Here is a 23,413-nt window from a genome sequence, read left to right as displayed (position 1 = left end):
ACAACTGATCTAAGATTTATTTATAAGGAAACAGTCATGTTAAGACCGCAGTTCCGTATAGGCCAAGGCATTGATGTGCATGCATTTGAAGAGGGTGAATTTGTTCATCTGGCAGGTGTCAGGATTCCACATACTCATGGTTTAAAAGCTCATTCAGATGGCGATGTAGTTTTACATGCACTAGCTGATGCTCTACTGGGGGCACTGGCACTAGGAGATATTGGACAGCACTTTCCGGATACTGACGATGAATTCAAAGGTGCGGATAGCCGGATATTGCTCAAGCATGTATACGATTTAATTTTAAAAGAAGGTTATATGCTGGGTAATGCCGATATTACTGTAGCCTGTGAACGCCCGAAACTGGCCAAACATAATCTCGAAATGCGGCAGAGCATTGCTGAAGTACTCAATGCAGATATTTCACAAATTAGTGTAAAAGCTACAACTACTGAGAAGCTGGGGTTTACTGGCCGTCAGGAAGGCATTTTGGCGACTGCTACAGTTTTACTTGTACTTCACTCAAACTGACGAACCTGCATTAGTGACTGTTCCAGTTCGCGTGTTGCTTTGCGGCCTTGAAGTTGTAAGGCAACCGCATGAATCAGTCCGGTCCAGGTATCATCGGGTTCCCAGATTCTGTGCAAATACTCTTGTGCTGTAGGCATATCTATATTCATAAAGTATTGTCGATATAAGTACATCAGCACACTACATTGCCGGTTATCAGCACAGTGCAGCCACACTGTCTGCTCACAGACCAAGTGATTAATCAGCTCTAAAACCAGAATAGCCTGATTGGCTGAAGGGCGTTCATTATCTAAAGGAATGTGAATATAGTTGAGGTCAAGGTCCAGGCACAACTGATCTTCATTTCTAAGAGCCATTTCAGCTTTACTGGAGGCAAGATTAATAATGGTCGAGCAACCATAGGCCTTGATTTGTTCGAGATTTTCTGTAGTCAACTGCCCTGAGCAAAACAGGCGCTCATGAACATAATCAAAATATGGAATCTGGCTTAAAGCATATTCTAGTTCATTCATATGGTACAAATCCTATATAAAAAACGCCATCATGATGATGGCGTCTCAATGTTTAACGATTTGGTAAAACGTCTTTTAATGCTTCATGCATGGCAAGTAAGGTCTTTTCGGTAGTTTCCCAGTCTATACAGCCGTCTGTGACTGACTTGCCATATTCAAGGTCATCCAGTTTCGCAGGAATATCTTGGCGGCCACCCTTGAGATGACTCTCGACCATAACACCGACAATTGACTTGTTCCCATCAATAATCTGCTCAGTCACATTTTTTAAAACCAAGGGTTGCAAATACGGATCTTTGTTCGAGTTGGCATGACTGGCATCAATCATAATCTTGTTACTAACCTTGGCTTTAGCCAAAGTCATTTCCGCATCGGCCACAGCACCAGCATCATAGTTCGGCTTGCCATTACCACCTCGCAGTACTACATGTGCATAAGCATTACCTGCAGTACGGATAATAGAAACCTGGCCATTCTCATTTAGGCCCAGAAAGCTATGTCCATGTTTAACTGACTGCATGGCATTGGTAGCTACTGTCAGGCCGCCGTCAGTACCATTTTTAAAACCTACAGGTGAAGACAAACCGGAAGACATTTCACGATGGGTCTGGCTTTCTGTAGTACGTGCACCGATAGCAGACCACGAAATCAGGTCTTGATAGTATTGTGGTGAGTTCGGATCAAGGGCCTCTGTTGCACAAGGTAAACCTTTTTCATTAAGTTCAAGTAACAGCTGGCGGCCAATACGAAGGCCCTTTTCAATATTAAAGGAGTCATCCATGTCCGGGTCATTAATCAGACCTTTCCAGCCTACAGTAGTACGTGGTTTCTCAAAATAAACACGCATAACGATATAAAGAGTATCCTGAACTTTTTCACTCAAGACTTTTAAGCGGTCAGCATATTCATGTGCAGCTACCGTATCATGAATTGAACAAGGCCCAATCACGACAAACAGGCGTTTATCAATACCATCTAAAATATTACGTATAGTTTCACGGCCTTTCATGACGGTTTGATAAGCCGTTTCACTTAAAGGAAGTTCTTCTTTCAGTGTTGCAGGAGTTACAAGTGGTTGAATGCTTTTCACATTTACATCACTGATATCTGAAGGGGATACTGTTTTAGACTGTAGTGTATTCATTGCCGTCACTGGTGATTGTTCATACAGAAGTGGTTATAGTTACTTGAATATAACATGATTTAAGTGATGAATTGCTATACAAAAACTCTGTTAAAGCCTGAAAAAGCAATTCATTTTACGAATTAATTATATCTTGTGTGTTTTTTCAACAGTACTAATGACTGCGCTTTCTGAAGTAGTTACTGGTTTGGCTTTAACCGGATGCAACATAAAGTTGATACCTAAAGCAAACAGGGTAATTCCCAGAATCTTGCGAATAATACGTTCAGGTAACCGTGAGCTGATTAATGTACCAACAATAATGGCTGGAATGGAACCGACCAGTAACCACATTAATAGAGTGAAATCGACATTTCCCGAACTCATGTGGCCTAAGCCTGCAACCAGTGTTAGCAATACTGCATGAACTACATCGGAACCAATAATCCGGATCATTGGCAAATTAGGGAACATAAGAATCAATGCCATAATGCCAAAAGCGCCAGCACCTACCGAAGAGAGGGTAACAAATATACCCAGTACGATACCCATAAATAAAATATAGAAGCGGCGGCGCGGATTAGCAAACAGCGCTTGTTCCTGATCAGAAACTTCAGGTTTACGAAAACGGCTAAAGAATTTTTCAATCTGCGCACGGAAAATAATTGAAATACCGGTCAGGGTCAGCATAAACCCTAAAACTGTGGTAAGAACAGCTTTATAGTGAGTGGACTGGCTCAGATAGTGCTCAAGCACCCAGTGGGTCGCAAAAGACGCTGGAATACTCCCCAATGCCAGCCAGAGAACTATGGGCCAGACAATATTTAATTTTCTGGCATGGACCAGTGAGCCGCAGAATTTTGAAATTGCTGCGTAGAGCAAGTCGGTACCAATCGCAATATGGGGTTCGATCCTGAACAAGCTGATTAAAATAGGTGTCATTAATGAACCACCACCTACACCTGTTATACCTACACAAAAACCAACCAGTACACCAGCCAAAATGAATTCTAGAGGACCAACCATTAACTCATGCCAATATAATAAAACATGTCTATGTTATGACTTTTTTATATAAGCAGTTGTGACGATTAATGATTTACTTATGCAAAAAAACGCTAAGCTCGGTGATGACTTTGTTGTATAGATACGCCAATAAAGCATTTTCATGATCTTCTTTGATATTTCCTATTCGGCTTTAATTCATTTATTGTCAAGATCATGAAAAATAAAATAGGGGTAGCGAAAATCCAGACACTAATAAATCCAATGGATAGATGATAGCTACGGGTAATGAAATAGGTTGCTGATATAAATAGAAGGCTGCAAAATAACCTGAGCAATAAGGGGTATTTTACAAGAAAAGCCTTATTAGAACTAAGAGTCTTGGCAAGCTGCTTTGAACTGCTAAGATAAAATCCATAAAAGCAGGCAAGTAGCATAAAAAAAGCTAATAACAATGTCATGAATTAACCTCTTGGGTATTCCTTATAATTTTGGCAGAAAGCTTCTGGCTGCTTTTAAGTTGTATCGGTTCAATATTGCGATAAATAAAGAAGGCTAAAAAAGCAAATAGCCATAGCATCAGGTCAATTCTGAGAAAGTTCCAATAGTGCGATAATCCTGAAATATAATTTTGCTGACTCAAGTAATAAAGATCATAAATTGGCAGACTAAAAGCGAGACATATGAAAATAGCAAGCTGTATTTTCCATAACCATTGTTTTTTAGTCATTATCGCTAAAATAAACAGGATCAGCCAGCTGATAAAGAAGCTATAAATTTCATAATTTGTGCCACCTGGCTGGACGCTTACAAGACGGTTGGCATAGAGATAACACAGCATAGCTGTAGGAAGACCTATAAAAGTAGCTACATTTAACCGGTCTACCAAATAAAAGCCCAAATGAAAGGCTTGAGTCTTGTTTTGTAGATGCCGCTTTAAACTCCATAACAATAAACCAGAGGCAATCATCAAACAGCCCAGTATGCCTGAAAAAAATAAAGCGAACCGTAGTAAAGGCTGGGCAAAAGTTGCCATATGCAAACCATAGACACCTGAGTTAAGTGTGGCTATTGCGCTACGGTTTTTTGTATCACTTATAATCTGGCCACTTATACCGTTTACTGTTAATTGTGGTGCATCACGGGTGATCGAATAATCAGTAGACTGAACCAGAGTTATTTTTGCAGAAGTAGTATTCGGGTTCTTAACCTCTAGTCGTGCATAATCTGTAATACCCCATTGCTGCTGGCTAATAGCCAGGACTTGTTGGATCGGAAGCATCGCAGCAGGTTTTGGGTGATCTTCCTTTGTTAAAATTTTCTGATTGATTTCTTCAAAGTACTGGTATTTGTTTTCAGGATAAAATTTTTTAAGGCTCCATGGCAGATATAAATAAAACAAAATAGCCAGACCAGTAAAAGTAATGGTTAAAAAAAAGGGGAGTGCAATGACTGAGCAGATATTATGAAAATCAAGCCAGGAACGCTGGCCTTTAAAAGTACGGAAAGTAAAGAAATCAGTCAGTATTTTTTTATGAGTGATAATACCGGAAATAAGGGCAATCAACATGATCAGGGCAGCAAAACACGCAATCAGACGTCCAATGAGTACCGGAATACCAAACAGCTGAAAATGAAAAAGATAGAAAAACTCACCGCCTTGGGTTCCGGAGAGTTTTAATTCCTGACCAGTGGCCGGATTTAATAAAGCACTGCCATAACTGCCATCCTGTTTCTGCCAGTACATTTTGTTAAACGGCTTTTCTTGAGTTGCTATTTCCAGATACCAGGTTTTAGCGTCGGATGCTTCGTTCTGTAAATATTGATATGCAGTATTTAATGCTGTTTCCTGGTTTACCTGAATCTGAGCCAGTGCAGGCTGCATCCATAAATTTAAATTATGGCGGTAATAGGCGGTAGAACCCATCAGGAAAATAGCAAACAATAGCCAGCCTAGTAAAAGACCGGTCCAAGAATGCAAAGATGCCATCGATTGCCGGATAGATTTTTGCATAATTTAACCTGTATAAAGCGAAATAAAATAGAAAAAGCCGCAGCTGATGAGACTCAGCAGGGTTAACTTCCAAAGGCAATTAATGCAAAAACTCGAAATAATAAAGACCAAATACAGTAAAATCGCAGTGATTGCCGCCAAGTAAATTGATTCGGCTTTTGGAAAATAAAAATTTAATAAGTGAGCCAGATCATAAGCTAGATAGGCCATAAATATATAACCCGCTATAAAGGCTAGCAGGGTTCGATAAAAAGCTACACAGTATGGATAAGTCTTCTGTAAAAAATTCAATCTGCTTCTCATCATTTTCTATATATAGAATAAACAGTTCAGCTCTTTAGAGAGCTGAACTGTTTACTATTAATATTTGAAGTTTACCGCGACTGTATAGTTAGCGGGCGCACCGTAATAAGTCTGGCCATATTCTAGAGAATTAAAATATTTTTCATTAGTAATATTTTTTACATTGGCCTGAAAACTGACATGGTCATTTAATTCATAGCTGGCCATTAGATCAAGTAAAGCATAACTGTCCTGTATCAGATTACTTTTATCTGTCTGGCTGATTTTATCTTGCCAGACCAGATTTGCGCCTACTTTTAATTGGGGAAATTGCGGAACCGTGTAACTGGTAAGTACATTAAAGGTGCGTTCAGGTACAAAGGTACGGGTTCTTGCTCCAGTATTACGGTCTTTCATATTCTGCTGTACATAACCGGCTGATATATTCAGCTGGTCAGTTAGCTGACCGGCAATATTAAATTCATAACCTTGTGATTTAATATTTTGTTGACTGTATAAGTTAGCCTGATCCCATTTTTCATAAACTGGAAACTTGTCATATTCGTTGCGGAACACAGCACTAGAGACAATGAGCTGATCATCGAACCATGAACCTTTAATACCAAGTTCATAGGAGCTTCCTTCTGTAGGTTTTAAAATCTGCTTGTCTAGACCAAGTTTTGAAGTCGGTTTAAAAATCGTACTGTAACTTGCGTATGCTGTATAAGTTGGGTCAATATCATAAGTGATCCCTGCATAAGGCAACACTTTCGAATCTCTGTAATTGGTTGAGTCGCCGTAATTTTGGCCTTTTGAAGTAGCATCAGTATAATTGGCACCCGTTAAAACTTTTAACTTATCTCCCAAATGTAAACGTGTCGCTGCATAAACACGTTTCTGTTCCTGCGTATAATCTGCCTGATTAGCCGGATTGTTTGTATCATCAATAAAGTCTGGATAAGTATTGTTGTAATAATTGAACCAGTCAGGAATTGGTCTGCTACGGTTTGCAATATATCTTGAGTTTTGTTTTACATCATTTTTGGACCAGCTGCTGCCGGCCATCAGATCATGAGTTTGACCAAATAACGAATATTTTCCTAATATACTGATATCAATATCATGATTCTGATTTTTTTCTATGAAAGCTGAGGGATATTCACTGACCCCTTGTCCTGTTTCCCGATCTGGAGCTCCGGTAAAATACAGCATGGCTCCATCTTCTTTTTGTTCGGCATAGTTATAACTGGCTTTTATACTCCAGTCATCATTAAACTGATGTTTGAGTTCTATAAAAGCATTCTGTTTTTCCATATCCCAGTGTACCCAGTCCGGCATCGGATTATAACTACGGCTATAGTTTAATAATTTCCCCTCACTATCCAGCATGGGAAGGGCGCCCCAGTTGTTTCCATTAGGCCGGTCTTTCTGAAAGTTATACCCTGTGCTTAAGAGTGTCTGTTCTGTCAGGTCAGCTTCAATAATTAGCCCGGCAACAGTTTTTTCCTGGCTGTAATGATCCATATAGGAGTTTCCGGCTTCCTGTGCCAGCATTACTCGTCCGCGTATACGATCATCAGCAGTTAAACTACCTGAGATATCTGCTTCACCCCGAACTGTGTCCCAAGATCCATAACTGATAGAGCCTTGTGTCCGGGTGTCTGTAGTTGGCCGTTTGCGAATGTAATTTACAGTTGCAGAGGGATTACCCGTAGAAGAAGTTAAGCCATTTGAGCCTTTCACGACTTCAATCCGGTCATATAAAAATGTATCTATATCTCCATTCTGATAATCACTACCAGTTAACTGAAGGTTTGTTCCATCAATCTGGTAATTACTGATATCAAAGCCGCGTGCTGTGTAAGTAGTACGGTTAGTTTCCTGGCTAGACACGACTACACCTGGTACTGCTGCTAAAACATCACGTGCGTCGGTCAGGTTGAAATCTTTAATTTGCTTATGGGTTACCACATTCACTGTTTGTGGAGTTTCTTTAATCCTCAGATTCAACCCGGTAGCACTGTTTGAATCCTTGACTATATAGGCTTGCGTTTGTTCAGAAGATTGATCACTTATAGTATTGGCTTGCAGCTGAATAACAGGAAGTGCATGGGTATCTGAAGCCTCTGCTGCAAGAGCAGCTTGTACATTTAATAGTGCCAGAGTAAGGAGAGAGAGTTTAAAACAACTGGCAGGGAAATGAGAATTCATAATATTAGTTAATGAAAATTATTATCATTTATATTATTATTTATTTTGGTAATTTACAATTGGTAAACAATAGATTATTTAGATAATTTTTGAATTTCTAAAAGGAAGTTTAAATTTTTTAAAGAGTGTAATCGGATTAAATTAGATGCGGATACAGTGAGCCTGATTAAATCTAAAAGGGTTATGTTAAAATAGCTTGATCTTATAGTGGAGATAAAACTCTTGGAAAATCGGAAACTTAAAATTGGTATAGTGGTAGGTGAAGTTTCTGGTGATACTTTAGGTGCCAAGCTGATTCGTAGTTTTCGCGAGCAGGGGATAGAAGCTGAATTTGAAGGGATTGGTGGGCCACAAATGATGGCAGAAGGCTTTAAGAGCTATTATCCAATGGATATTCTGTCAGTCATGGGAATTGTTGAGGTCTTAAAAGATCTGAAAAAGCTGTTTGCTGTACGTGATGGACTTGTTGAACGCTGGAGCCAGAAACCTGTAGATATTTTCATTGGAATTGATGCTCCAGATTTTAATTTGCGGCTTTCTAAAAGTCTGAAACAGAAACAACTTAAAATAAAAACGGTACAGTATGTAAGCCCATCAGTGTGGGCATGGCGTCAGGGCCGTGTGCACGGAATCAAGCAGTCTATTGATCTGGTACTTTGCCTGTTCCCGTTCGAAAAAGCTTTTTATGAGCGTTATCAGGTTTCTGCTGCATTTGTAGGACATCCTTTGGCAAGTCAGTTACCTTTAGATAATCCTCTAATTGTAGCCAAACAGCAGTTAGGACTCGACCCGGCCAGACAGCATATTGCACTATTACCCGGCAGCCGTCGTGGAGAAGTCGAGCGTCTAGGTCCTTTGGTGCTTGATGCTGCACAGATTATTTATCAGAAATATCCTGAAATTGAATTTTTATTACCTGCTATAAATGAAGCAAGAAAAGTTCAGATTGAAGAACAATTAAAAAATTATCCTGCTGAGTTTAAGGCACAGGTTAAGGTGCTAGAAAACACCGGCACTGACTCCAAAATTGGCCGTATGGTAATGAATGCCAGTGATATTGTGGCCTTGGCTTCAGGTACAGCAACACTAGAGGCCATGCTATTACATCGGCCAATGGTGACTTTTTATAAGCTGAACTGGCTCACTTATATTATTGCCAAGTTATTGGTCAAGATTCCCTATTATTCACTGCCAAATATTATTGCAGGTAAGAAAGTTATAGCCGAGCTAATCCAGACCGATGCCACTGCACAAAAGTTAGCTACAGAAATTGAAAATTTAATGAATAGAGAAGTCGCACAAACTCAGGTGATGCAACATATTGCGATGCATAAGCGTCTACTTGCCGGTAACAGTGAAAATCCTGTAGAGGCCATTCTGAAAGTACTGTCTTATTAAGTTTTATCCATCAACAGATCAGACGCTCTCTTGAATAAACAGTACGGTACTCAAATTACGGTACTGTTTATTTTTATGAAAGACTTACGCTCTCAGAATTAATTCATAACCCGTATATTTTCTGATATTAATAACACCTGTGTCTAAAATAAGATATTGGCCTTTTATACCCTGTAACACTCCTCGAATTTTCAGTGTTTTATCAAGGTTATGTGACTTGATCTTTTCAGGATATTGCTCAACCGGATAAATAAACTCACGTGGTAGTTCCTGATCAAGCAATTCTACTGACTCGTTAAAATGTAAATTCTGACTGAATTCATCCTGAATCTGGGCAATTTTAGGTGCAAATTCTTCAATTAACTGATCACGTTTTTCAATTAGGTTAACGGGTTCCGCTTCGCCTTTAAGCAATTTGCGCCAGTCTGTTTTATCAGAAATCTGGCTACCAAACATTACCTCAATATGCCCAGACAAACGCCGTGAACCGACTTTAAAAATTGGCAAGGCCTGAGTCGCTCCCTGATCCAGCCACCGGGTAGGCATATGGCCAGTACGGGTAATGCCGACTTTAAGACCACTTGAATTAGCCAGATATACAATGTGAGGCTGAAAACAGACTTCTTGGGCAAATGAGTCTTCCCGGCAAGTCCCTAAATGGTAATGACAGGTTTCCGGTTTTAAAACACACATGTCACAGGATGCTTTGGTTTTAAAACATTTAAAACAATGCCCTTGTGAAAATGATTTCTTAGTTTTTGCACCGCAAGATACGCAATAGATATTACCAGTCCATTCAATTTCAATTTCTTGCCCTAACGTAAAAGGAAGATCAATTTCTGAACGGTCCAGAGTAAATTTGTACTCAACATTTGCCTTTAACGTTTGTTGATCAGTTACACTTGGCTTGCTAAGACCGGCATGCATTTTATGGCAAATGCCTTGTAATTCCATATAATTCTCACTCACGTAATTCAGGATGCAGTTATGGCCAAGCTCAACGTCATCACTTCTATGCTAGACGATCTATTTGCCGAACAGCCCATCCATACTGCACTGGCGATTGGTCAGCAGCTTGAAACAGTTCAAGATACTTCACATCTGGCTATACAATGGCATTATTTTAACGCAACTGAGTTTTTAAATCTGCCCTTTACTGAACGTTATGATCTGGCAATGGTCATTTTAACCGGTCCAGAATTCATAGAATTAAAACTGCCTGATATTTCTAGACTTCTGGTGAAATTACGTGATCTTATGGCGAAGCGTATTATTGTGGTTGGCCGTCTTCAGGATGAGCAGTTACTTCGCTCTTTAGGTTTTACCCAACTGGTTGAGAGAACAGAAAACAGCAGTGATTTCGCATTATGGCAATTCAATATTCTAACCTATAAGCACGTACCGGACTGGTTTAACTCTAAATATTGGGCCAATCCGGAAAATTGGGACAAATATCGCTGGTAAGGGCCAATATACTTATAAAATCTTGCAAAAATATACAAATCAGACTTTGTTTCACCCGGTCGGGTACACTTATGCTTTAAGGAAGATAACACTTTCAAGGAGTAAGTGATGACCAACTTGACCAATATAGTGGAAATGCTGGCGAAGCAGGCATTAGGAAACCAGCAACCACAAAATAATCAGCAGCAGAACACGCAGCAGCCAAGTGGTCTCGGCGGAATTCTTGGAGCAGTTCTAGGTCAGCTCGGTGGCCAGAATACGCAGGCTAACCATCAGAATACCCAGAATCAGGGCCGTCAATCCGGTTTAGGTGGCGTTTTAGGTTCAGTACTTGAGCAATTTGGTCATGGTAACCAGCGTCAACAGCAACCACGCCAGACTCAAAATGAAGTACCGCATAACAGTGGAAATAACAGTACCAAAACTTTATTGATCGCCGTGTTGCCACTGGTTCTAGCCTGGATTCAGAAGCAGGGTGGTCTTCAAGGTGCATTAGACAAATTGCGTAATGCCGGTCTTGGAAATCAGGTACAGAACTGGGTCGACCCAAACCAGAGCAATAAAGAAAATGCGCCGCAGCAAAATATACAAAGTTTATTTGATGATCAGGAAGTCGAGAAAGTTGCTGAACAGACACATGCACCTAAACAGGATGTATACAGTGCTATTTCTTCAGTATTACCACAAATCATTGATGCGCTGACTCCACAAGGTGAGAAGACCAACAAACAGGAAGCCAACAATGATATTCAAAATGTTTTAAATATGGTTTCCGGTTTTTTGAAACGTTAAATTAAAAAAGGGCATATAGCCCTTTTTTAAATTGCCAGAATTAGAATTTTATTTCCATACCTAAACCGTATACGCTTTCATCTGCATTACCTTTAGCAGGGGAGTTATCCCATTCACGCTGAACAGCACTGGCAAAGAGTTTAGTCTGGCTATTGAGTTTGTAATCTGCGCCAATTCCCCACTGGTCAACTGAGCTGTCACCTGACGCACCTGCAAGAACTGCATAGTCAGTGTCTGCTGACTGATACTGTGCCTTGAATGTCCAAGGCGTGTTTGCAAGTTTATAAGTCGCAGAAATTAACCATGCTTTTTCTTCTACGTTGCTATAATCACCAGCATAGGTAACAACACCATCAGTTACTACACGGGGCTTGATATTATTATAATCCGAGATTTCAGCAGTCTGCCACATTGCCCCTAAATACAGGCCTGGCACACCGATTTTACCCAAGTCAAAAGAGGCACCTAGGCGGAATGCATCAGCAAGAATATCCTTGAGACCAACCGCAGCAAAATCGCCAATTGATTTAAAGTTTCCAGCAATCACACCTTCAAAACCATAATCTTTATTAGCATAAGATAGTGAAGTTGAAAGGCCATCTCCTAGGCTGTCACGAGCACCGTCTGTATATTTGTTGGTTTCAGTATTTGACTCGCCTTGCTGAGCCTGTAGGGCAAATACTACACCGGCGAGTAATTTCGGATCTGTCTCAAGACTGATCACATTTTCAACCCGCTCTTCACCATACATCATTTCTTTAATATCGGCATGTGCATAATCATTAAATACATCACGATAACCGCCTGCTGCATCTTTAAATGGTGTATCTATAATACCGGCTCTTAAAGTACCAATTTCTGCCCATTTTAAGCCGGCAAAAATGTTACGTTTCTTGAATACATCATCGCCACCATCTACATCAATTTCCCATTCAGCCTGATACACTGCAGACAACTGATCTGTCAGTTTTTCTTCGCCTTTAATCCCCAGACGAGAAGCATTCGAGTTAACTTCAATTTTGTCATCTTTGCCATTATCGTAACTGTCAACGCTGACATTTACTTTACCGTACAAAGTTGGCGCTGCTTGCGCTGCGTTTAAGCTTAAAGTTGCTACTGTAGCAGCGAGAAGCAATTTTTTCATTGAGATTTCTCCAAAAACAATTCTTTAAAATGGCTATTTGCCTTGCTAACTCTTTTTTATAGTTTGCCTGTGTACAAAAAGTTACATAAGCTCACCAACTTGCTAAGCAGTATCTGCAAACTGTGTGACAGAGAAGTGAAAGAAAAATGACAGTTTAATGAAGGATAAAAAGAGAAAAGAAGAATTAGATTATTTTTTATACTTTTGAAATTTAAACAAAAATGGAGCCGAAGCTCCATTAGGTTTTAATTGAAAATAAGGCTTTAAAGAGCAGCACGGATTCTCTCTGCAATAGCCTTAATTTTCTCCTGATCTCCTATTTCAGCCGCATGGCGACCTAGCTGGTGCACTGAACTTGGAATCAGATGAAAATGAACATGCGGAACAGTTTGTCCAGCAGCAGCACCTGAAAGCTGCATTAAAACAATTCCCTCGGCATTCAATGCTTTCTCTATTGCTTTTGCAATTTTCTGTACTATCTGAATACTATAAGCAGCGGCTTCTGCTGGCAGGTCAAGTAATGTAACTGCCGGTGTTTTAGGGATGACCAATGTATGACCTTCGGCTTGCGGCATAATATCCATAAAAGCAAGAACCTGATCATCTTCATAAACTTTAATTGCAGGTAATTCACCACGAATAATTCTTGCAAAGATATTTTGGTCATCGTAAGCCATAGCTCTTCCTTTCAGTAGTTATTTACAGTTCAGCTCTTTTTGGCGCTCTTTAATTTCATCAAGACGTTGCTGCTCTTTTTCAGAGAATTTAGGTTTTGAAGTATAGCAGTTTTCATTACCAAACTTCTCTTTTGCATCCTTATCTTTAAAACAGAAGCCTTTAGAAGCATAAATAACATTATAGTCATTTTTGAGCTTTTGACACTCCTGTTCCGGAGTGGCAGCCTGTGCACTTATACCTGCCAAGCTAATCAGACCAGCAAATAATGCAACAGTAAAATTTTTCATAAGAGTTTCCTCTAGACCTGCAGTGTATATCAATATACTCACAATATCGGGTCTACTTGTGTTTATTCAATGACTAAAAATTACTCGAGTGTAATTCTAGTCCATAATTACTCCATATAGTATAAAAACTTCATATCCTAATAATTTTAAAAAAATATAAAAAAACATTAACTTAAGTTGTTTTATATCCTTTTTTATTTTACTAGGTTTTGCTACTCGTCGCTTTTTGTGTGTTTATTTACTTGCTACTTTGCACCACTATTATCTGATGATGTTGAGGCGCACAAGCAAAAAGGTTTATATTTCTCTTTTCTTATCAGGCAATACAACCAAATCAATATAACGCTTAGAAAATAAATTTAATCAAATAGAGTAGAAGTATTGAGTTGAGTAAAAGGAAAGGTAATGCCATATATCGCTGAAAACAGCTCGCCCTGCTTTTCATTGGCAGACTGAGCTGGCGAAGACTATTGGATTTACCCCAGCGGCCACTTTAAACAAGACATCGACATTGAATACAAGGCCATACTTAAGATAGCCAGAAAGATTAGTACTAAACGGGTTGAGGCCTAACATTTGAAGGGTATCAATAGACGAAAATATATACCAAAATATTTCTATTACAGAAAATCTGATATACAGATAAAAATTTTTGGCTTACAAAACTAATTTTTATCGCCAAGTAAGTTAGATAGAAAAGTGTTAATACTGGTTTATATCTTTAAGAATTGAGAATGAACCATGTTAATTAAACAATTGATCGCAAGATTACAGACCTTTGATCCGGATCTTAAAGTTCTAATCGCTAATGAAGAAGATGGAATTACTGCTGAAGGTGAAGCCCTTAGAATATTTGATATTAGTGGAATGAATATTGTAGAAACTGAAATGAGTAAGAAATATGAGGAAGAAATTAATTTTAAATTTGAAGGCCCCACTGAAAAATCTCAAAAAATTCTATTCATTAAAACCTTAGCTCAAGGTTAATATAAAGAACTTGATATATCTTTAAAAAGGCACTTTAGAGTGCTTTTCTATTTAACTTTTCTAATTTGCTTGTGTATTTTAGTGATGAATACACCCTCGATGTAATTCTCACCATTCGAGCCAGTAGTGTAATACAAAATACATTTTTACGATGGGATGACTATCAAATTGCATAAGCTTAACTTCGATAGTCTGAATCTTTTGATCTAGGTTTGAAAAAGTTTATTTATATAGTTATTCGAATAATTTAAATAGATAATCAGGATCTTCTTCCATTGCCTTGTACAGGTAAAAACCGCTATTAAAACCGCCAAAATTGCTAAAATTAATATCCAAGATAATTTATTCATTAAGACTGATATTATCACTAATAATTATAAGAGTACCCATCAATACAGGACGAATGTAATAAAGACAACCATTGTTCGGTAAGGTCTTAAACAAGTAGCTATATGTTAGGTTGAAGAGGGCTATTATGTTTATGCCTTAGGGAGCTTTGACCTATAAAACTTTACTAATCATGCACGGGATAGGTCTACTGTTAACCTGTTGAACAGGTATCATATGGTTCAGCTTTAATAATATATTTGCATGAATATAAAAACGTCACATAATCCGGCTGATTTTCAGTGGTCCTTCCTTCTTCCCAAGTATTGGGCAATTTGGTTAATAGTTTTTATATTTTCCTTTTTAGCTGTCTTGCCCTGGTGCATTCAATGGAGGATAGCTAGACTGCTTACTAATCCTGCATGGAGGTTTTTATCTAGCCGTCGGCAAACGACTATCCTGAATCTGGAGATCTGTTTTCCTGAAAAGAGTCCAGATGAAGTCGAGCTGGCTGCAAAAGAAGTATTTTTTAATGCCTTGATTGGCCTGTTTGAGGCATTAAATGCTTGGTACGCCCCCAAATGGTTTAAATCTCGTGTATACATTCAGGGACTTGAATATATAGAAAATGCAAAGGGTCAGGGTATTCTGCTTTTAAGCTCTCACACTACTTTATTAGATGCAGGGGGATATATGTGCAGCTTGTTCTTTGAACTGGATGTTGTATATCGACCTCAAAATAATCCTTTATTAGAGATGCTGATTTATCGGGGCAGAGCAAAGGTATACAACAACCAGATTTCAAAAAATGATATGCGAGGTTTAATCAAGGAGTTAAAACAGGGCCGGGCAGTCTGGTATAGTCCTGATCAGGACTTTGGCCTCAAGCAGGGCGTAATGGCCCCTTTCTTTGGAGTTCAAGCCGCCACAGTAACTGCCCATAGGCGTATAATGCAAATATCAAATACCTTAGCTATCCCTCTGTACTTTTACAGAACAGGAGATATTAGAAATCCTCAATATCATATTTTGCTGGAGCCACAGCTTGAGGACTTTCCGGGTAAGGATGAAATTACTGATGCCACTAGAGTAAACAAAATATTAGAACGTCAGATACGTATGGCGCCTACACAATATATGTGGTTTCACCGGCGCTTCAAAACCCGTCCTGATGGCTATGATAAGATTTATGGAAGTAAATAATCTCAAACAATAAAAAAAGCACTCTAGGGTGCTTTTTTTAATTACTTGCTATGTGTTATAGAGCAACAATATTTACAGCATTAGGGCCTTTTTGACCTTGAGCAACACTGAAAGATACCTGCTGACCTTCGAATAAAGTTTTAAAACCAGAGCTGGCAATTTCACTAAAGTGAGCAAAAACATCTGATCCAGATTCTTGTTGAATAAAACCGAATCCTTTAGCTTCGTTAAACCACTTTACTGTACCATTGATAGTATTAGACATAATAAATCCTATTGAATTTTAATAATTTTTAGTCGTTTTTAATGACTGAGTATAACTTTGAAAATAATAAAGAATGGAACTTAAAATCTGAAAAAAACGAAGAATTATGACTAAAACTGCGATACTTAAGAAGATTTACCGGACAAGACTTTTTTCTAGTTAAGGCAATAATACATGAAAATAATTAATATTCAAGTTTTTTATATTATATATTTATTTTTTTGATAAATAGTGTTAATTAACAGCTACTTCTTAAGAAGTTAATTTTTATATCAGATTTAAATAATGAAAATGATATGTGGAAACTTATCACCTCCCTTGGTATGACAACTATAAATGCTAAGGCCTAAGTCTATGAATTTCAGGTATGGGGCTTTTCTCTGATATTAAGGTATAGCATAAATATCTGTATTGAGGATGATCTGGGCAAGCAAGTTGTGTAACGTTCAAGTCCAAGACTCAGAAACAATCGAAGATATGAATAAGATGAGTGACGTAAAATGCCATAAATAAAGTTTTATTATAGGAAGTGAGCATTACATGGTTTGAGCTATATTCTGTTTTGTGTACATGAGATGGGATTACAAATACAGGAAAGAATTACGCTTTATAAAACTGCTATTGGGTCTTATCATTACATATTTACCTCAATGAAGTTGATTAAACAGCTCATACTAAGTCTTTTAAATATATAGAAGCAAAAAAGATGGATACATGTTTACGTATAGCTGAAGAAATTTATAGAAAGATTGAAAATAGAAATGGTTTCTTAGGTAATAACTCTAAAGACATGAGCCTTTTCCTAATAGAGTTTAAAAGGGAAATCAGAAATACAGATATCAAATGTAAGTATGAATTTAATAGTTTAAAGGAACTTATTGAGCAAATTGAAAAACACAATGGTAAAACACTTGATTTAAGTCTTATCCCTAGTCGACATCAAAAAGATGAATTTATACTATGGTTAGCAGTAATATTTGAAAGCTTGACCGATAAAATTGTGATGGATTCATTTCAAGAGAAGCCTACCTTAGAACCAAAATCTCTAGTTTTAGATAATAGCGAAACTACAACAACCTATCTTCGAATCTAGCAAAAATAAGCGAGCTAATTAATCAATATTATTTGCAATCACTATACATATCTTTCAAATGATGAGATAGGTACTTAACAAACGCATTTTTATCATCTATCTCTGGCATTTCTACACTCCAAAACGTATATCGCCGTGAATTAAATTTAAAGATAACAGTTACTGTCTTTATCATAATAGAGCATTTCACCACTTCAATTTCAGAAAATAATTTTAGAGCTTCAGCCAGAAAATTTAACTTATCCGTAGCACTATTTGCTCTGGAATGGTGTGTGCTCAATGTCTCTGTATAAAGACGATAACAAAGATCTTGAAGGACCTCACTATTATTAACCATGAGTGTTCATACATTCTTTTTAAAGAGATAGAGTAAAATAAAGGTAGGGTGCATATTTGTACTCCTGTAAGCTAAGCCAAGAATCAATAGACTTATAGAATTTTAGAAAATTCAGTTCATTAAAATTTTATAAATGTCTAGCCTCACTTACTTTAAATGAGAATAGTACAATTTAATGTATATGCGTATAGAAAATTAATCTTTATTTTATAAGAACTTCTGACCTTAAAACAGATTAGTAAGTTAGTGTTTACAATAAGTTTTCGGATTCTTTGATTTTCATTAGTCATAAAAGGGTATCATATGGCCCATCTAAATAATGAGAGTGTGGTATGCAACAAAGCTTTTTTGGTGAGCTCTTTGGCGTAAAAATTCATTTACCTGTCTCACGCAATGAAGTAAAACAACTAATCTATGCTAAATCTGATTTTGCGGGATATCTGGTTCAAGAAAAGTCCATTCCACTCCATCGAGCCCAGACAGAACTTGATCAAGATATACATAAATTTGTCCGGAATATGGAAAAATCGCAGGCAAATCGCTTTTATGAATATCTTATAGAAGAGAGTGCAGTTTCTGCTGAAGAGTTCAGAAACCAGATTCATAACCCGATGACCTTAAATTATCCAAAACTTAGAATCTCTGGTGACAATACAGTTAGAAGAAAACATTCTGTCTGGAGTTATATGAGTTGGTTCTTGCTGATAGGTTGTGTATTTTTAGGTACATATTGGTTCGACCTATAACCAACTATTTTCTGCTAAAGTCTCATTTTTTATTTCCGTTAAAAGTCCCTCCTGTCCTTGATCAGGTAAATAGTGGTTCCCTGAGTAATGATTCCGGCGTAGGTCGAAAACACAATACGATTTTAAGAAGCTTTCCAAATGGTGAGCTTTTTTTAATTTTTTGAGCTCATTCCTTGTCATAAGGCTTATTTTCCAAAAAAATTAAAAAAATAAACAATTTGATTATACCTTTCTTGATTTAGATTCAATATAAATGATACTCCAAGCGCCATTAAAAGGTATAAGAATGAAGGAATGTATTCAAATAGCAGAAACGGTTTATGACCGAGTCTATAAAAAAAATGGATTTCAAGGCGACAGCTATAAGGATATTGATATTCTTTTAATAGAAATTAAAAAGGAAATTAAAGATAGTGGAATTGGATTTAAATACAATTTTAATAACTTTGATGAGCTATGTAAGGAGATAAATAAGAACAAAGGTAAAATGATTGATATGAGCCTGATGCCAAGCCGTAATGTAAAAGATGAGTTTGTACTATGGCTAGCCACTGTATTTGCGACAATAACCGATAAAGTTATTGTTGAGATCCCAAAAGTTTCGCCTCTGAGCCCCAAGCTTGAAAATAATGGTGAAGCTATCTCTGCTTACTTACGGTCTAAAGAATTTAATCAGACCACTTAAGCAATACTTGTAATTCAATTTCGTAGTTCTAAAAATAATACAAAATTTTCATTAGAGCTTATTAAGTTAATAAAAATGGGACCTTGTTTAGTAACAGGTCCCAATAAAGTTTAGAAGTATTATTCAGCTTTTAGGATATCACTTAACTTTTATTTTGTGGTTCATGAGGGGTAGGAGACTTTTCATCTTGCTTTACTTCATCGGGAGTTTGTGTAGAGATCTCTGGAGTAGGCTCGGCTGACTCATTGTCTTTTGCAGCTTTTTCGGAAAAATCTTTAAAATTAGACATTTCAATCTTCTTTATTATGTGAAGGAAAGTCATCATGCTCTTTTATGTCTACTTACACTAAGATAGTTGTGAGAGTGATGTGTGAGCTATGTGTCTTTTACTACAAAATTTCTGATTGGCTAATTACTTAAAGACTTTTTACTTTGAGAATAGACTAATTGAAATTTGTGGTGCTTTATTATACTAATATACAATTGAATAATGAGATATTTATCACTATATTGTTAAGATATGATGACATAATTGGGATTTTTAATTTGCGTATTTTTATTGATAGGATTTCTTTATGAAGGATGGAATATTTTATGTTGTATTTAGAAATAGTGGCCATGGCTTTGGAGAGGGTACTGTCGTTATAAACAATAATAAGATTAATGGTGGAGATTCTAACCATACATATTCAGGCCACATCAAAGATAATCTTGTCAAGCTAACTGTCCATAAGCACAGGAAGTCGGCGCTATCTATCTTTGATCAAGAATCTAATTACAGAATTAACCTAACTTTTCAAGAGTCAGGATTTGGTTTCTCGCTGAAAGGCCATGTTGAAGATAACCAAAATATTACTATAGAAGCCGACGCCAAATTTATTGGTGAACTTGTAATCTGATTATTTAAAAACCTATTTTTGTTTTCTTCTATTATCTTTTAAATTATATAACGATCTTGTTCTTATCAAAGGCAACTCTATAGCATAATTTCTTGCTCATCATTTTTATATCGATAACGTGTTGTTAATACATGTTTTTGGATTAATGCGACTTTTAAATCGTTTAATAACTCTGTTGAATCTTCTTTTCACTCAATCTTCTAAAACTGAAAATATTAATTAAATAAGTACTTAAACTATTTATTGGACTACTTCTTTATCTTTATTGATATAGAAAGCAATTAGTCATAGTCTAGTCTTACAGTCTTTGCAGTTTATAACTGATGAGGTTTCTTCTATAGTCTTCATAACATGATAACTAACTACTAACAGTCAGTTTTTCCAAATATATACTTGCCTGGCAAACAAAACACAGAAGAATAGAGACTATATGTACTTCATGATGGAAGGTGATCAGAAAGTAGAAAACAGATTTATTAAGGTAATCATCCATTGAGAAGGACATATTATTACTATATGTCATGTCTGAGTCTAATAATGAAGTTTGCCCTATACAGCAAGCTTTCGGACCGGCTGAGCAATCATATATTTTTTCATCATGTCTGGAAGAGTTACGTTGCAGATAATTCAAGCTTAATCTTCTTCAGTTTATAACCCTTAATTATGCAGCCTTTAAAAGCTACAAAGGTAGTCTTCAAGCCAAAAAATCTTTTGATAGTAAGTTTATTAATGTATAAGCTCACTATACTTTCCTAAAATTTTCTAAATATTTGAGTATTCTTTAGTGTACATGAGATTTTTGGTAACGACCTCTATAGTATCGAGTGTATTATTCTTTTGCTTGTATTCTCATACTACTCCTGCATTTACCCATCATAAAAATTTGGATAGTGCTGCTATTGCTTCTTTTTATCCACGTAAAAGGAATGCTTTCAAGAGTTTTAAATTTGCCAGAATTGATCATAAAAAAAGATTAGCGGTAAAAAGTAGTGTTTAAAAACGATAAGGAGACCTAACGTAGCCGATCAACACAAATTTTAAAACTGATATTTAGGTCCATAATCTATTTAAACCAGACCCCATATCTCATAGTCTGTAGCTTTTGTCCCCCTAAATTACCTAATTTAAAAATCTACTATATTTGATCAACATACAAACATTATTAATTTACACTTCAAATTTGGCAAGTTGCTATAGTGGTTTTTCCCTTGAATTAAATAATAAGGCTTAACAATGCAAAATATTAATGAACATGACGTAGTAATAGCTTCTTGTGGAACTCAAGTTGGAAAGGTAGATCATTTAGAAGGCCAAGATTCAATTAAATTGACTCGTAGTGATGACGAAAATAATGAGCACCATGTCATCCCGTTAAGCTGGGTTGCCAAAGCAGAAAATGGTGAAGTTCATCTCAATAAGAATGCTGAAGAGGTTCACCAGCAGTGGAAGACTCTTCAGTAAAGGGTTGATTCTTAGTAAGTCAAACATAGTATTGCATAGGCAATACTATGTTTTTTTAAATTTATTTATTCAAAATTTGTAGATCCAGCCCGAAATCTACTTTTCTACTTTTCTACTTTTCTACTTTTCTACTTTTCTACTTTTCTACTTTTCTACTTTTCTACTTTTCTACTTTTCTACTTTGACGTGCGGTATTTCCTATCTGGTAAATCTGTATTGACCATTTGCTGGCAGTTTACTGTATTACTTATAAGTATAGCTTCTGATTCTTTGGATTTATTGCCCGGCGCAAAAATATTGATATAAGCTAAATCACTTCTACTCGAAATCTTGAATTTTAATCACTGACCAGCTTTGGCCCGGAAGGTATATTAACTATTATGGTATCTTGTAAAGCTACCTCTATCTAACAGTTGTTTTGTTCATATCTTTTTTAAAAGATAAAGATAATCTGGTTTTCAGTAGCTTTGGAACTACAAGCAAACTGCAAAAAGAAATGAAAAAGCTAGGAAAGCAGAACCTAAGTATTTATTAATAAATATCGAAAGTCATTCTTATAGTGATGTATGTGAATATTATATCACCAGAAAAATTACTGATCTTTATAGGTATATGGGCTATAACTGATAAATATGTATTTATAATCCGGCACTAAAGTTAAGAATAAAGGGAAATATTATTTAAAAACCGATAAAGGAAATAGAAATTATAAAAAAGAATTATTTATATATCAGTGATATAAATTTCTTTTACTCTTTATATTTTTAACGTATAAGTATAAAGGCAGATTACTTAATAAAGTCACTGCGAATTACTACTATATAAGGCTCATTCGGATGCACATAAGGATTTTAATAACTTTATTTATAGGTATGAGCTGTTTTTTCTACTGGACATACAATACCCGGAATAATTTTTTCGGCAAAAACGATGATATAAAAAGAATCGCAAAAGCCTCTTTTTATCCTGATAAAATGAGCACAGGCAAGAATTTTACTTTTGTAAAAGTGGGACCTGATGACAAAATTATTCTTGAGAAAGTGGAATTTGCTCAATAACACTTTCCTCTGAAGAGTCCCTGGTGAAAAATTAAGTATTCACTTTGGTTTATTATATTGAACTTGAATTTTATCTCACTCTTTTGCCATTTTGATCAATTATTAATTCACCATCTTCTTTACTAAATGCCTTACGTTGAGGTGCGGACAGTATATCTAGCACTATTTCTGAAGGCCTACATAGTTTGGTTCCAAGTTCTGTGACGACAAAGGGCCGGTTAATTAAAATCGGATATTCAAGCATCAAGGTGATTAATTGCTCATCTGTCCAATGTAATTTGTCTAAGTCTAGCTTTTTGTAGGGTGCTACATTCTTGCGTATGGCTTCACGTACAGTTAGTCCGGAATTCTTGATTAATTGAATTAACTCTGCTTTTAAAGGTGGAGTCTTCAAGTACTCAATAATTACAGGCTCTTGCCCTGTATTACGGATTAGGGCTAATGTATTTCTAGAAGTTCCACATTCCGGATTATGATAAATTTTGATGGATTGAGACATAGGTTACTCGATCTCTTTAGTATTGTTTGCCTTTATATATGGATATACGTATATTCGCAATAGTAAATATTTGAGATTTCAAAAGATGGAACAGACAGATTTTTTTAAATGCCTTGCTGATTCAACACGTTTAAATATTTTAAAATTAGTTATGAACAGAGAAAATGTATGTGTATGTGAATTTACGGCACAATTAAAATTAAGTCAGCCAAAAATCTCTCGTCATTTAGCCCTGCTTAGAAACTTGGGAATGCTACTGGATCAGCGTAAAGGGCAGTGGGTATATTATCGCCTGAACCCTGATTTACCAACTTGGGCACATGATATTTTAAAAATAATAGCATTAAACCCGATACTTAATCCCTTAACTTCAAATATTCCGGACTATTGTGAAGAGTAATATTGTGCCTGC

Annotated in this window: 24 protein-coding genes; 12 read left to right on the top strand and 12 right to left on the bottom strand. The window is 36.6% G+C overall.

Features of this window, described 5'->3' with window-relative positions; all coding sequences use genetic code 11:
- Positions 1–36 precede the first annotated feature (36 nt).
- Positions 37–531 carry a 2-C-methyl-D-erythritol 2,4-cyclodiphosphate synthase gene (gene ispF, locus AC0VYT_RS07430; protein ID WP_005020084.1) on the top strand — a complete coding sequence of 165 codons (495 nt, stop codon included), beginning with the start codon at positions 37–39 and terminating at the stop codon, positions 529–531.
- Here the strand turns inward: ispF and AC0VYT_RS07425 are convergent.
- The 5 genes from AC0VYT_RS07425 to AC0VYT_RS07405 form a co-directional block, all read right to left on the bottom strand.
- Positions 519–1,043, bottom strand: a complete 525-nt coding sequence (locus tag AC0VYT_RS07425) for a protein tyrosine phosphatase family protein (protein WP_005020085.1) — start codon at positions 1,041–1,043, stop codon at positions 519–521. The two genes, ispF and AC0VYT_RS07425, sit on opposite strands and share 13 nt — an antisense overlap.
- A gap of 52 nt (positions 1,044–1,095) precedes the next feature.
- Positions 1,096–2,187, bottom strand: a complete 1,092-nt coding sequence (locus tag AC0VYT_RS07420; protein ID WP_005020086.1) for a 3-deoxy-7-phosphoheptulonate synthase — start codon at positions 2,185–2,187, stop codon at positions 1,096–1,098.
- Between the two features lie 126 nt (positions 2,188–2,313).
- The gene (locus AC0VYT_RS07415; RefSeq protein ID WP_005020087.1) at positions 2,314–3,192 is read right to left on the bottom strand and encodes a sulfite exporter TauE/SafE family protein; all 879 of its coding nucleotides are present in this window, start codon (positions 3,190–3,192) and stop codon (positions 2,314–2,316) included.
- A gap of 436 nt (positions 3,193–3,628) precedes the next feature.
- Complete coding sequence (locus AC0VYT_RS07410) at positions 3,629–5,185, bottom strand: PepSY-associated TM helix domain-containing protein (protein WP_005020088.1); 1,557 nt, start codon at positions 5,183–5,185, stop codon at positions 3,629–3,631.
- A 360-nt stretch (positions 5,186–5,545) separates the two neighbouring features.
- On the bottom strand, positions 5,546–7,678 hold the full coding sequence (locus AC0VYT_RS07405; RefSeq protein WP_005020089.1) for a TonB-dependent siderophore receptor: 2,133 nt from the start codon (positions 7,676–7,678) through the stop codon (positions 5,546–5,548).
- A 222-nt stretch (positions 7,679–7,900) separates the two neighbouring features.
- Between AC0VYT_RS07405 and lpxB the strand changes: the two genes are divergently transcribed.
- Entirely contained in the window at positions 7,901–9,076 is a 1,176-nt protein-coding gene (gene lpxB, locus AC0VYT_RS07400) for a lipid-A-disaccharide synthase (protein ID WP_005020093.1), read from the top strand.
- An 84-nt stretch (positions 9,077–9,160) separates the two neighbouring features.
- Here lpxB and AC0VYT_RS07395 read toward each other — a convergent pair whose 3' ends face one another.
- A complete protein-coding gene (locus tag AC0VYT_RS07395) occupies positions 9,161–10,030 on the bottom strand; it encodes a DUF2797 domain-containing protein (protein WP_005020094.1) in 870 nt (289 codons plus the stop codon).
- Positions 10,031–10,063: 33 nt separating this feature from the next.
- On the opposite strand from AC0VYT_RS07395, the gene AC0VYT_RS07390 reads away from it, so the two are divergent.
- Positions 10,064–10,540 carry a DUF6231 family protein gene (locus AC0VYT_RS07390; RefSeq protein ID WP_005020095.1) on the top strand — a complete coding sequence of 159 codons (477 nt, stop codon included), beginning with the start codon at positions 10,064–10,066 and terminating at the stop codon, positions 10,538–10,540.
- Positions 10,541–10,648: 108 nt separating this feature from the next.
- Entirely contained in the window at positions 10,649–11,332 is a 684-nt protein-coding gene (locus tag AC0VYT_RS07385; RefSeq protein ID WP_005020096.1) for a YidB family protein, read from the top strand.
- 40 nt (positions 11,333–11,372) lie between these two features.
- On the opposite strand, the gene AC0VYT_RS07380 is transcribed toward AC0VYT_RS07385, so the two are convergent.
- The 3 genes from AC0VYT_RS07380 to AC0VYT_RS07370 form a co-directional block, all read right to left on the bottom strand.
- Positions 11,373–12,476 carry a porin gene (locus AC0VYT_RS07380; RefSeq protein ID WP_248130415.1) on the bottom strand — a complete coding sequence of 368 codons (1,104 nt, stop codon included), beginning with the start codon at positions 12,474–12,476 and terminating at the stop codon, positions 11,373–11,375.
- 263 nt (positions 12,477–12,739) lie between these two features.
- A complete protein-coding gene (locus AC0VYT_RS07375; protein ID WP_005020100.1) occupies positions 12,740–13,153 on the bottom strand; it encodes an HIT family protein in 414 nt (137 codons plus the stop codon).
- 18 nt (positions 13,154–13,171) lie between these two features.
- Positions 13,172–13,441: a YARHG domain-containing protein gene (locus AC0VYT_RS07370; RefSeq protein ID WP_005020103.1), complete on the bottom strand. Its 270-nt coding sequence runs from the start codon at positions 13,439–13,441 to the stop codon at positions 13,172–13,174.
- 741 nt (positions 13,442–14,182) lie between these two features.
- Between AC0VYT_RS07370 and AC0VYT_RS07365 the strand changes: the two genes are divergently transcribed.
- Together AC0VYT_RS07365 and AC0VYT_RS07360 are read left to right on the top strand one after the other, a co-directional pair.
- The gene (locus tag AC0VYT_RS07365) at positions 14,183–14,428 is read left to right on the top strand and encodes a hypothetical protein (RefSeq protein WP_005020106.1); all 246 of its coding nucleotides are present in this window, start codon (positions 14,183–14,185) and stop codon (positions 14,426–14,428) included.
- A 591-nt stretch (positions 14,429–15,019) separates the two neighbouring features.
- Entirely contained in the window at positions 15,020–15,958 is a 939-nt protein-coding gene (locus AC0VYT_RS07360) for an LpxL/LpxP family acyltransferase (protein ID WP_005020107.1), read from the top strand.
- A 55-nt stretch (positions 15,959–16,013) separates the two neighbouring features.
- Here the strand turns inward: AC0VYT_RS07360 and AC0VYT_RS07355 are convergent, their stop codons facing one another.
- Entirely contained in the window at positions 16,014–16,223 is a 210-nt protein-coding gene (locus tag AC0VYT_RS07355) for a cold-shock protein (RefSeq protein WP_005020108.1), read from the bottom strand.
- A 706-nt stretch (positions 16,224–16,929) separates the two neighbouring features.
- Here AC0VYT_RS07355 and AC0VYT_RS07350 point away from each other — a divergent pair.
- The 3 genes from AC0VYT_RS07350 (at position 16,930) to AC0VYT_RS07340 (ending at position 19,084) form a co-directional block, all read left to right on the top strand.
- A complete protein-coding gene (locus AC0VYT_RS07350; protein ID WP_005020109.1) occupies positions 16,930–17,316 on the top strand; it encodes a hypothetical protein in 387 nt (128 codons plus the stop codon).
- A gap of 669 nt (positions 17,317–17,985) precedes the next feature.
- On the top strand, positions 17,986–18,399 hold the full coding sequence (locus AC0VYT_RS07345; protein ID WP_005020112.1) for a hypothetical protein: 414 nt from the start codon (positions 17,986–17,988) through the stop codon (positions 18,397–18,399).
- Positions 18,400–18,685: 286 nt separating this feature from the next.
- Positions 18,686–19,084: a hypothetical protein gene (locus tag AC0VYT_RS07340; RefSeq protein ID WP_005020114.1), complete on the top strand. Its 399-nt coding sequence runs from the start codon at positions 18,686–18,688 to the stop codon at positions 19,082–19,084.
- A gap of 142 nt (positions 19,085–19,226) precedes the next feature.
- Here AC0VYT_RS07340 and AC0VYT_RS07335 read toward each other — a convergent pair whose 3' ends face one another.
- Positions 19,227–19,373 carry a hypothetical protein gene (locus AC0VYT_RS07335; RefSeq protein WP_005020116.1) on the bottom strand — a complete coding sequence of 49 codons (147 nt, stop codon included), beginning with the start codon at positions 19,371–19,373 and terminating at the stop codon, positions 19,227–19,229.
- 286 nt (positions 19,374–19,659) lie between these two features.
- Between AC0VYT_RS07335 and AC0VYT_RS07330 the strand changes: the two genes are divergently transcribed.
- Both AC0VYT_RS07330 and AC0VYT_RS07325 read left to right on the top strand, forming a co-directional pair.
- Entirely contained in the window at positions 19,660–19,983 is a 324-nt protein-coding gene (locus tag AC0VYT_RS07330) for a GrlR family regulatory protein (protein ID WP_005020117.1), read from the top strand.
- Positions 19,984–21,216: 1,233 nt separating this feature from the next.
- Positions 21,217–21,444 carry a DUF2171 domain-containing protein gene (locus AC0VYT_RS07325; protein WP_005020120.1) on the top strand — a complete coding sequence of 76 codons (228 nt, stop codon included), beginning with the start codon at positions 21,217–21,219 and terminating at the stop codon, positions 21,442–21,444.
- A gap of 1,128 nt (positions 21,445–22,572) precedes the next feature.
- Here AC0VYT_RS07325 and arsC read toward each other — a convergent pair.
- Positions 22,573–23,001 carry an arsenate reductase (glutaredoxin) gene (arsC, locus tag AC0VYT_RS07320; RefSeq protein WP_005020122.1) on the bottom strand — a complete coding sequence of 143 codons (429 nt, stop codon included), beginning with the start codon at positions 22,999–23,001 and terminating at the stop codon, positions 22,573–22,575.
- An 85-nt stretch (positions 23,002–23,086) separates the two neighbouring features.
- On the opposite strand from arsC, the gene AC0VYT_RS07315 reads away from it, so the two are divergent.
- Complete coding sequence (locus tag AC0VYT_RS07315; RefSeq protein WP_005020124.1) at positions 23,087–23,401, top strand: metalloregulator ArsR/SmtB family transcription factor; 315 nt, start codon at positions 23,087–23,089, stop codon at positions 23,399–23,401.
- The last annotated feature ends 12 nt before the right edge of the window (positions 23,402–23,413 follow it).

It is taken from the genome of Acinetobacter sp. QJM3NY_42, assembly GCF_056173745.1.
Note: the sequence above shows the minus strand (reverse complement) of the source record. Positions and strands in the feature narration are given on the sequence as shown.

Coding starts and splice junctions, on each gene's coding strand:
- AC0VYT_RS07405 (WP_005020089.1), bottom strand. CDS start 7,678: ATGAATTCTCATTTCCCTGCCAGTTGTTTTAAACTCTCTCTCCTTACT.
- AC0VYT_RS07365 (WP_005020106.1), top strand. CDS start 14,183: ATGTTAATTAAACAATTGATCGCAAGATTACAGACCTTTGATCCGGAT.
- arsC (WP_005020122.1), bottom strand. CDS start 23,001: ATGTCTCAATCCATCAAAATTTATCATAATCCGGAATGTGGAACTTCT.
- AC0VYT_RS07355 (WP_005020108.1), bottom strand. CDS start 16,223: ATGTCTAATACTATCAATGGTACAGTAAAGTGGTTTAACGAAGCTAAA.
- AC0VYT_RS07330 (WP_005020117.1), top strand. CDS start 19,660: ATGAAGGATGGAATATTTTATGTTGTATTTAGAAATAGTGGCCATGGC.
- AC0VYT_RS07410 (WP_005020088.1), bottom strand. CDS start 5,185: ATGCAAAAATCTATCCGGCAATCGATGGCATCTTTGCATTCTTGGACC.
- AC0VYT_RS07390 (WP_005020095.1), top strand. CDS start 10,064: ATGGCCAAGCTCAACGTCATCACTTCTATGCTAGACGATCTATTTGCC.
- AC0VYT_RS07335 (WP_005020116.1), bottom strand. CDS start 19,373: ATGTCTAATTTTAAAGATTTTTCCGAAAAAGCTGCAAAAGACAATGAG.
- AC0VYT_RS07345 (WP_005020112.1), top strand. CDS start 17,986: ATGCAACAAAGCTTTTTTGGTGAGCTCTTTGGCGTAAAAATTCATTTA.
- AC0VYT_RS07385 (WP_005020096.1), top strand. CDS start 10,649: ATGACCAACTTGACCAATATAGTGGAAATGCTGGCGAAGCAGGCATTA.
- AC0VYT_RS07315 (WP_005020124.1), top strand. CDS start 23,087: ATGGAACAGACAGATTTTTTTAAATGCCTTGCTGATTCAACACGTTTA.
- AC0VYT_RS07380 (WP_248130415.1), bottom strand. CDS start 12,476: ATGAAAAAATTGCTTCTCGCTGCTACAGTAGCAACTTTAAGCTTAAAC.
- AC0VYT_RS07425 (WP_005020085.1), bottom strand. CDS start 1,043: ATGAATGAACTAGAATATGCTTTAAGCCAGATTCCATATTTTGATTAT.
- AC0VYT_RS07325 (WP_005020120.1), top strand. CDS start 21,217: ATGCAAAATATTAATGAACATGACGTAGTAATAGCTTCTTGTGGAACT.
- AC0VYT_RS07420 (WP_005020086.1), bottom strand. CDS start 2,187: ATGAATACACTACAGTCTAAAACAGTATCCCCTTCAGATATCAGTGAT.
- AC0VYT_RS07395 (WP_005020094.1), bottom strand. CDS start 10,030: ATGGAATTACAAGGCATTTGCCATAAAATGCATGCCGGTCTTAGCAAG.
- AC0VYT_RS07340 (WP_005020114.1), top strand. CDS start 18,686: ATGAAGGAATGTATTCAAATAGCAGAAACGGTTTATGACCGAGTCTAT.
- AC0VYT_RS07415 (WP_005020087.1), bottom strand. CDS start 3,192: ATGGTTGGTCCTCTAGAATTCATTTTGGCTGGTGTACTGGTTGGTTTT.
- ispF (WP_005020084.1), top strand. CDS start 37: ATGTTAAGACCGCAGTTCCGTATAGGCCAAGGCATTGATGTGCATGCA.
- AC0VYT_RS07375 (WP_005020100.1), bottom strand. CDS start 13,153: ATGGCTTACGATGACCAAAATATCTTTGCAAGAATTATTCGTGGTGAA.
- AC0VYT_RS07360 (WP_005020107.1), top strand. CDS start 15,020: ATGAATATAAAAACGTCACATAATCCGGCTGATTTTCAGTGGTCCTTC.
- AC0VYT_RS07350 (WP_005020109.1), top strand. CDS start 16,930: ATGGATACATGTTTACGTATAGCTGAAGAAATTTATAGAAAGATTGAA.
- AC0VYT_RS07370 (WP_005020103.1), bottom strand. CDS start 13,441: ATGAAAAATTTTACTGTTGCATTATTTGCTGGTCTGATTAGCTTGGCA.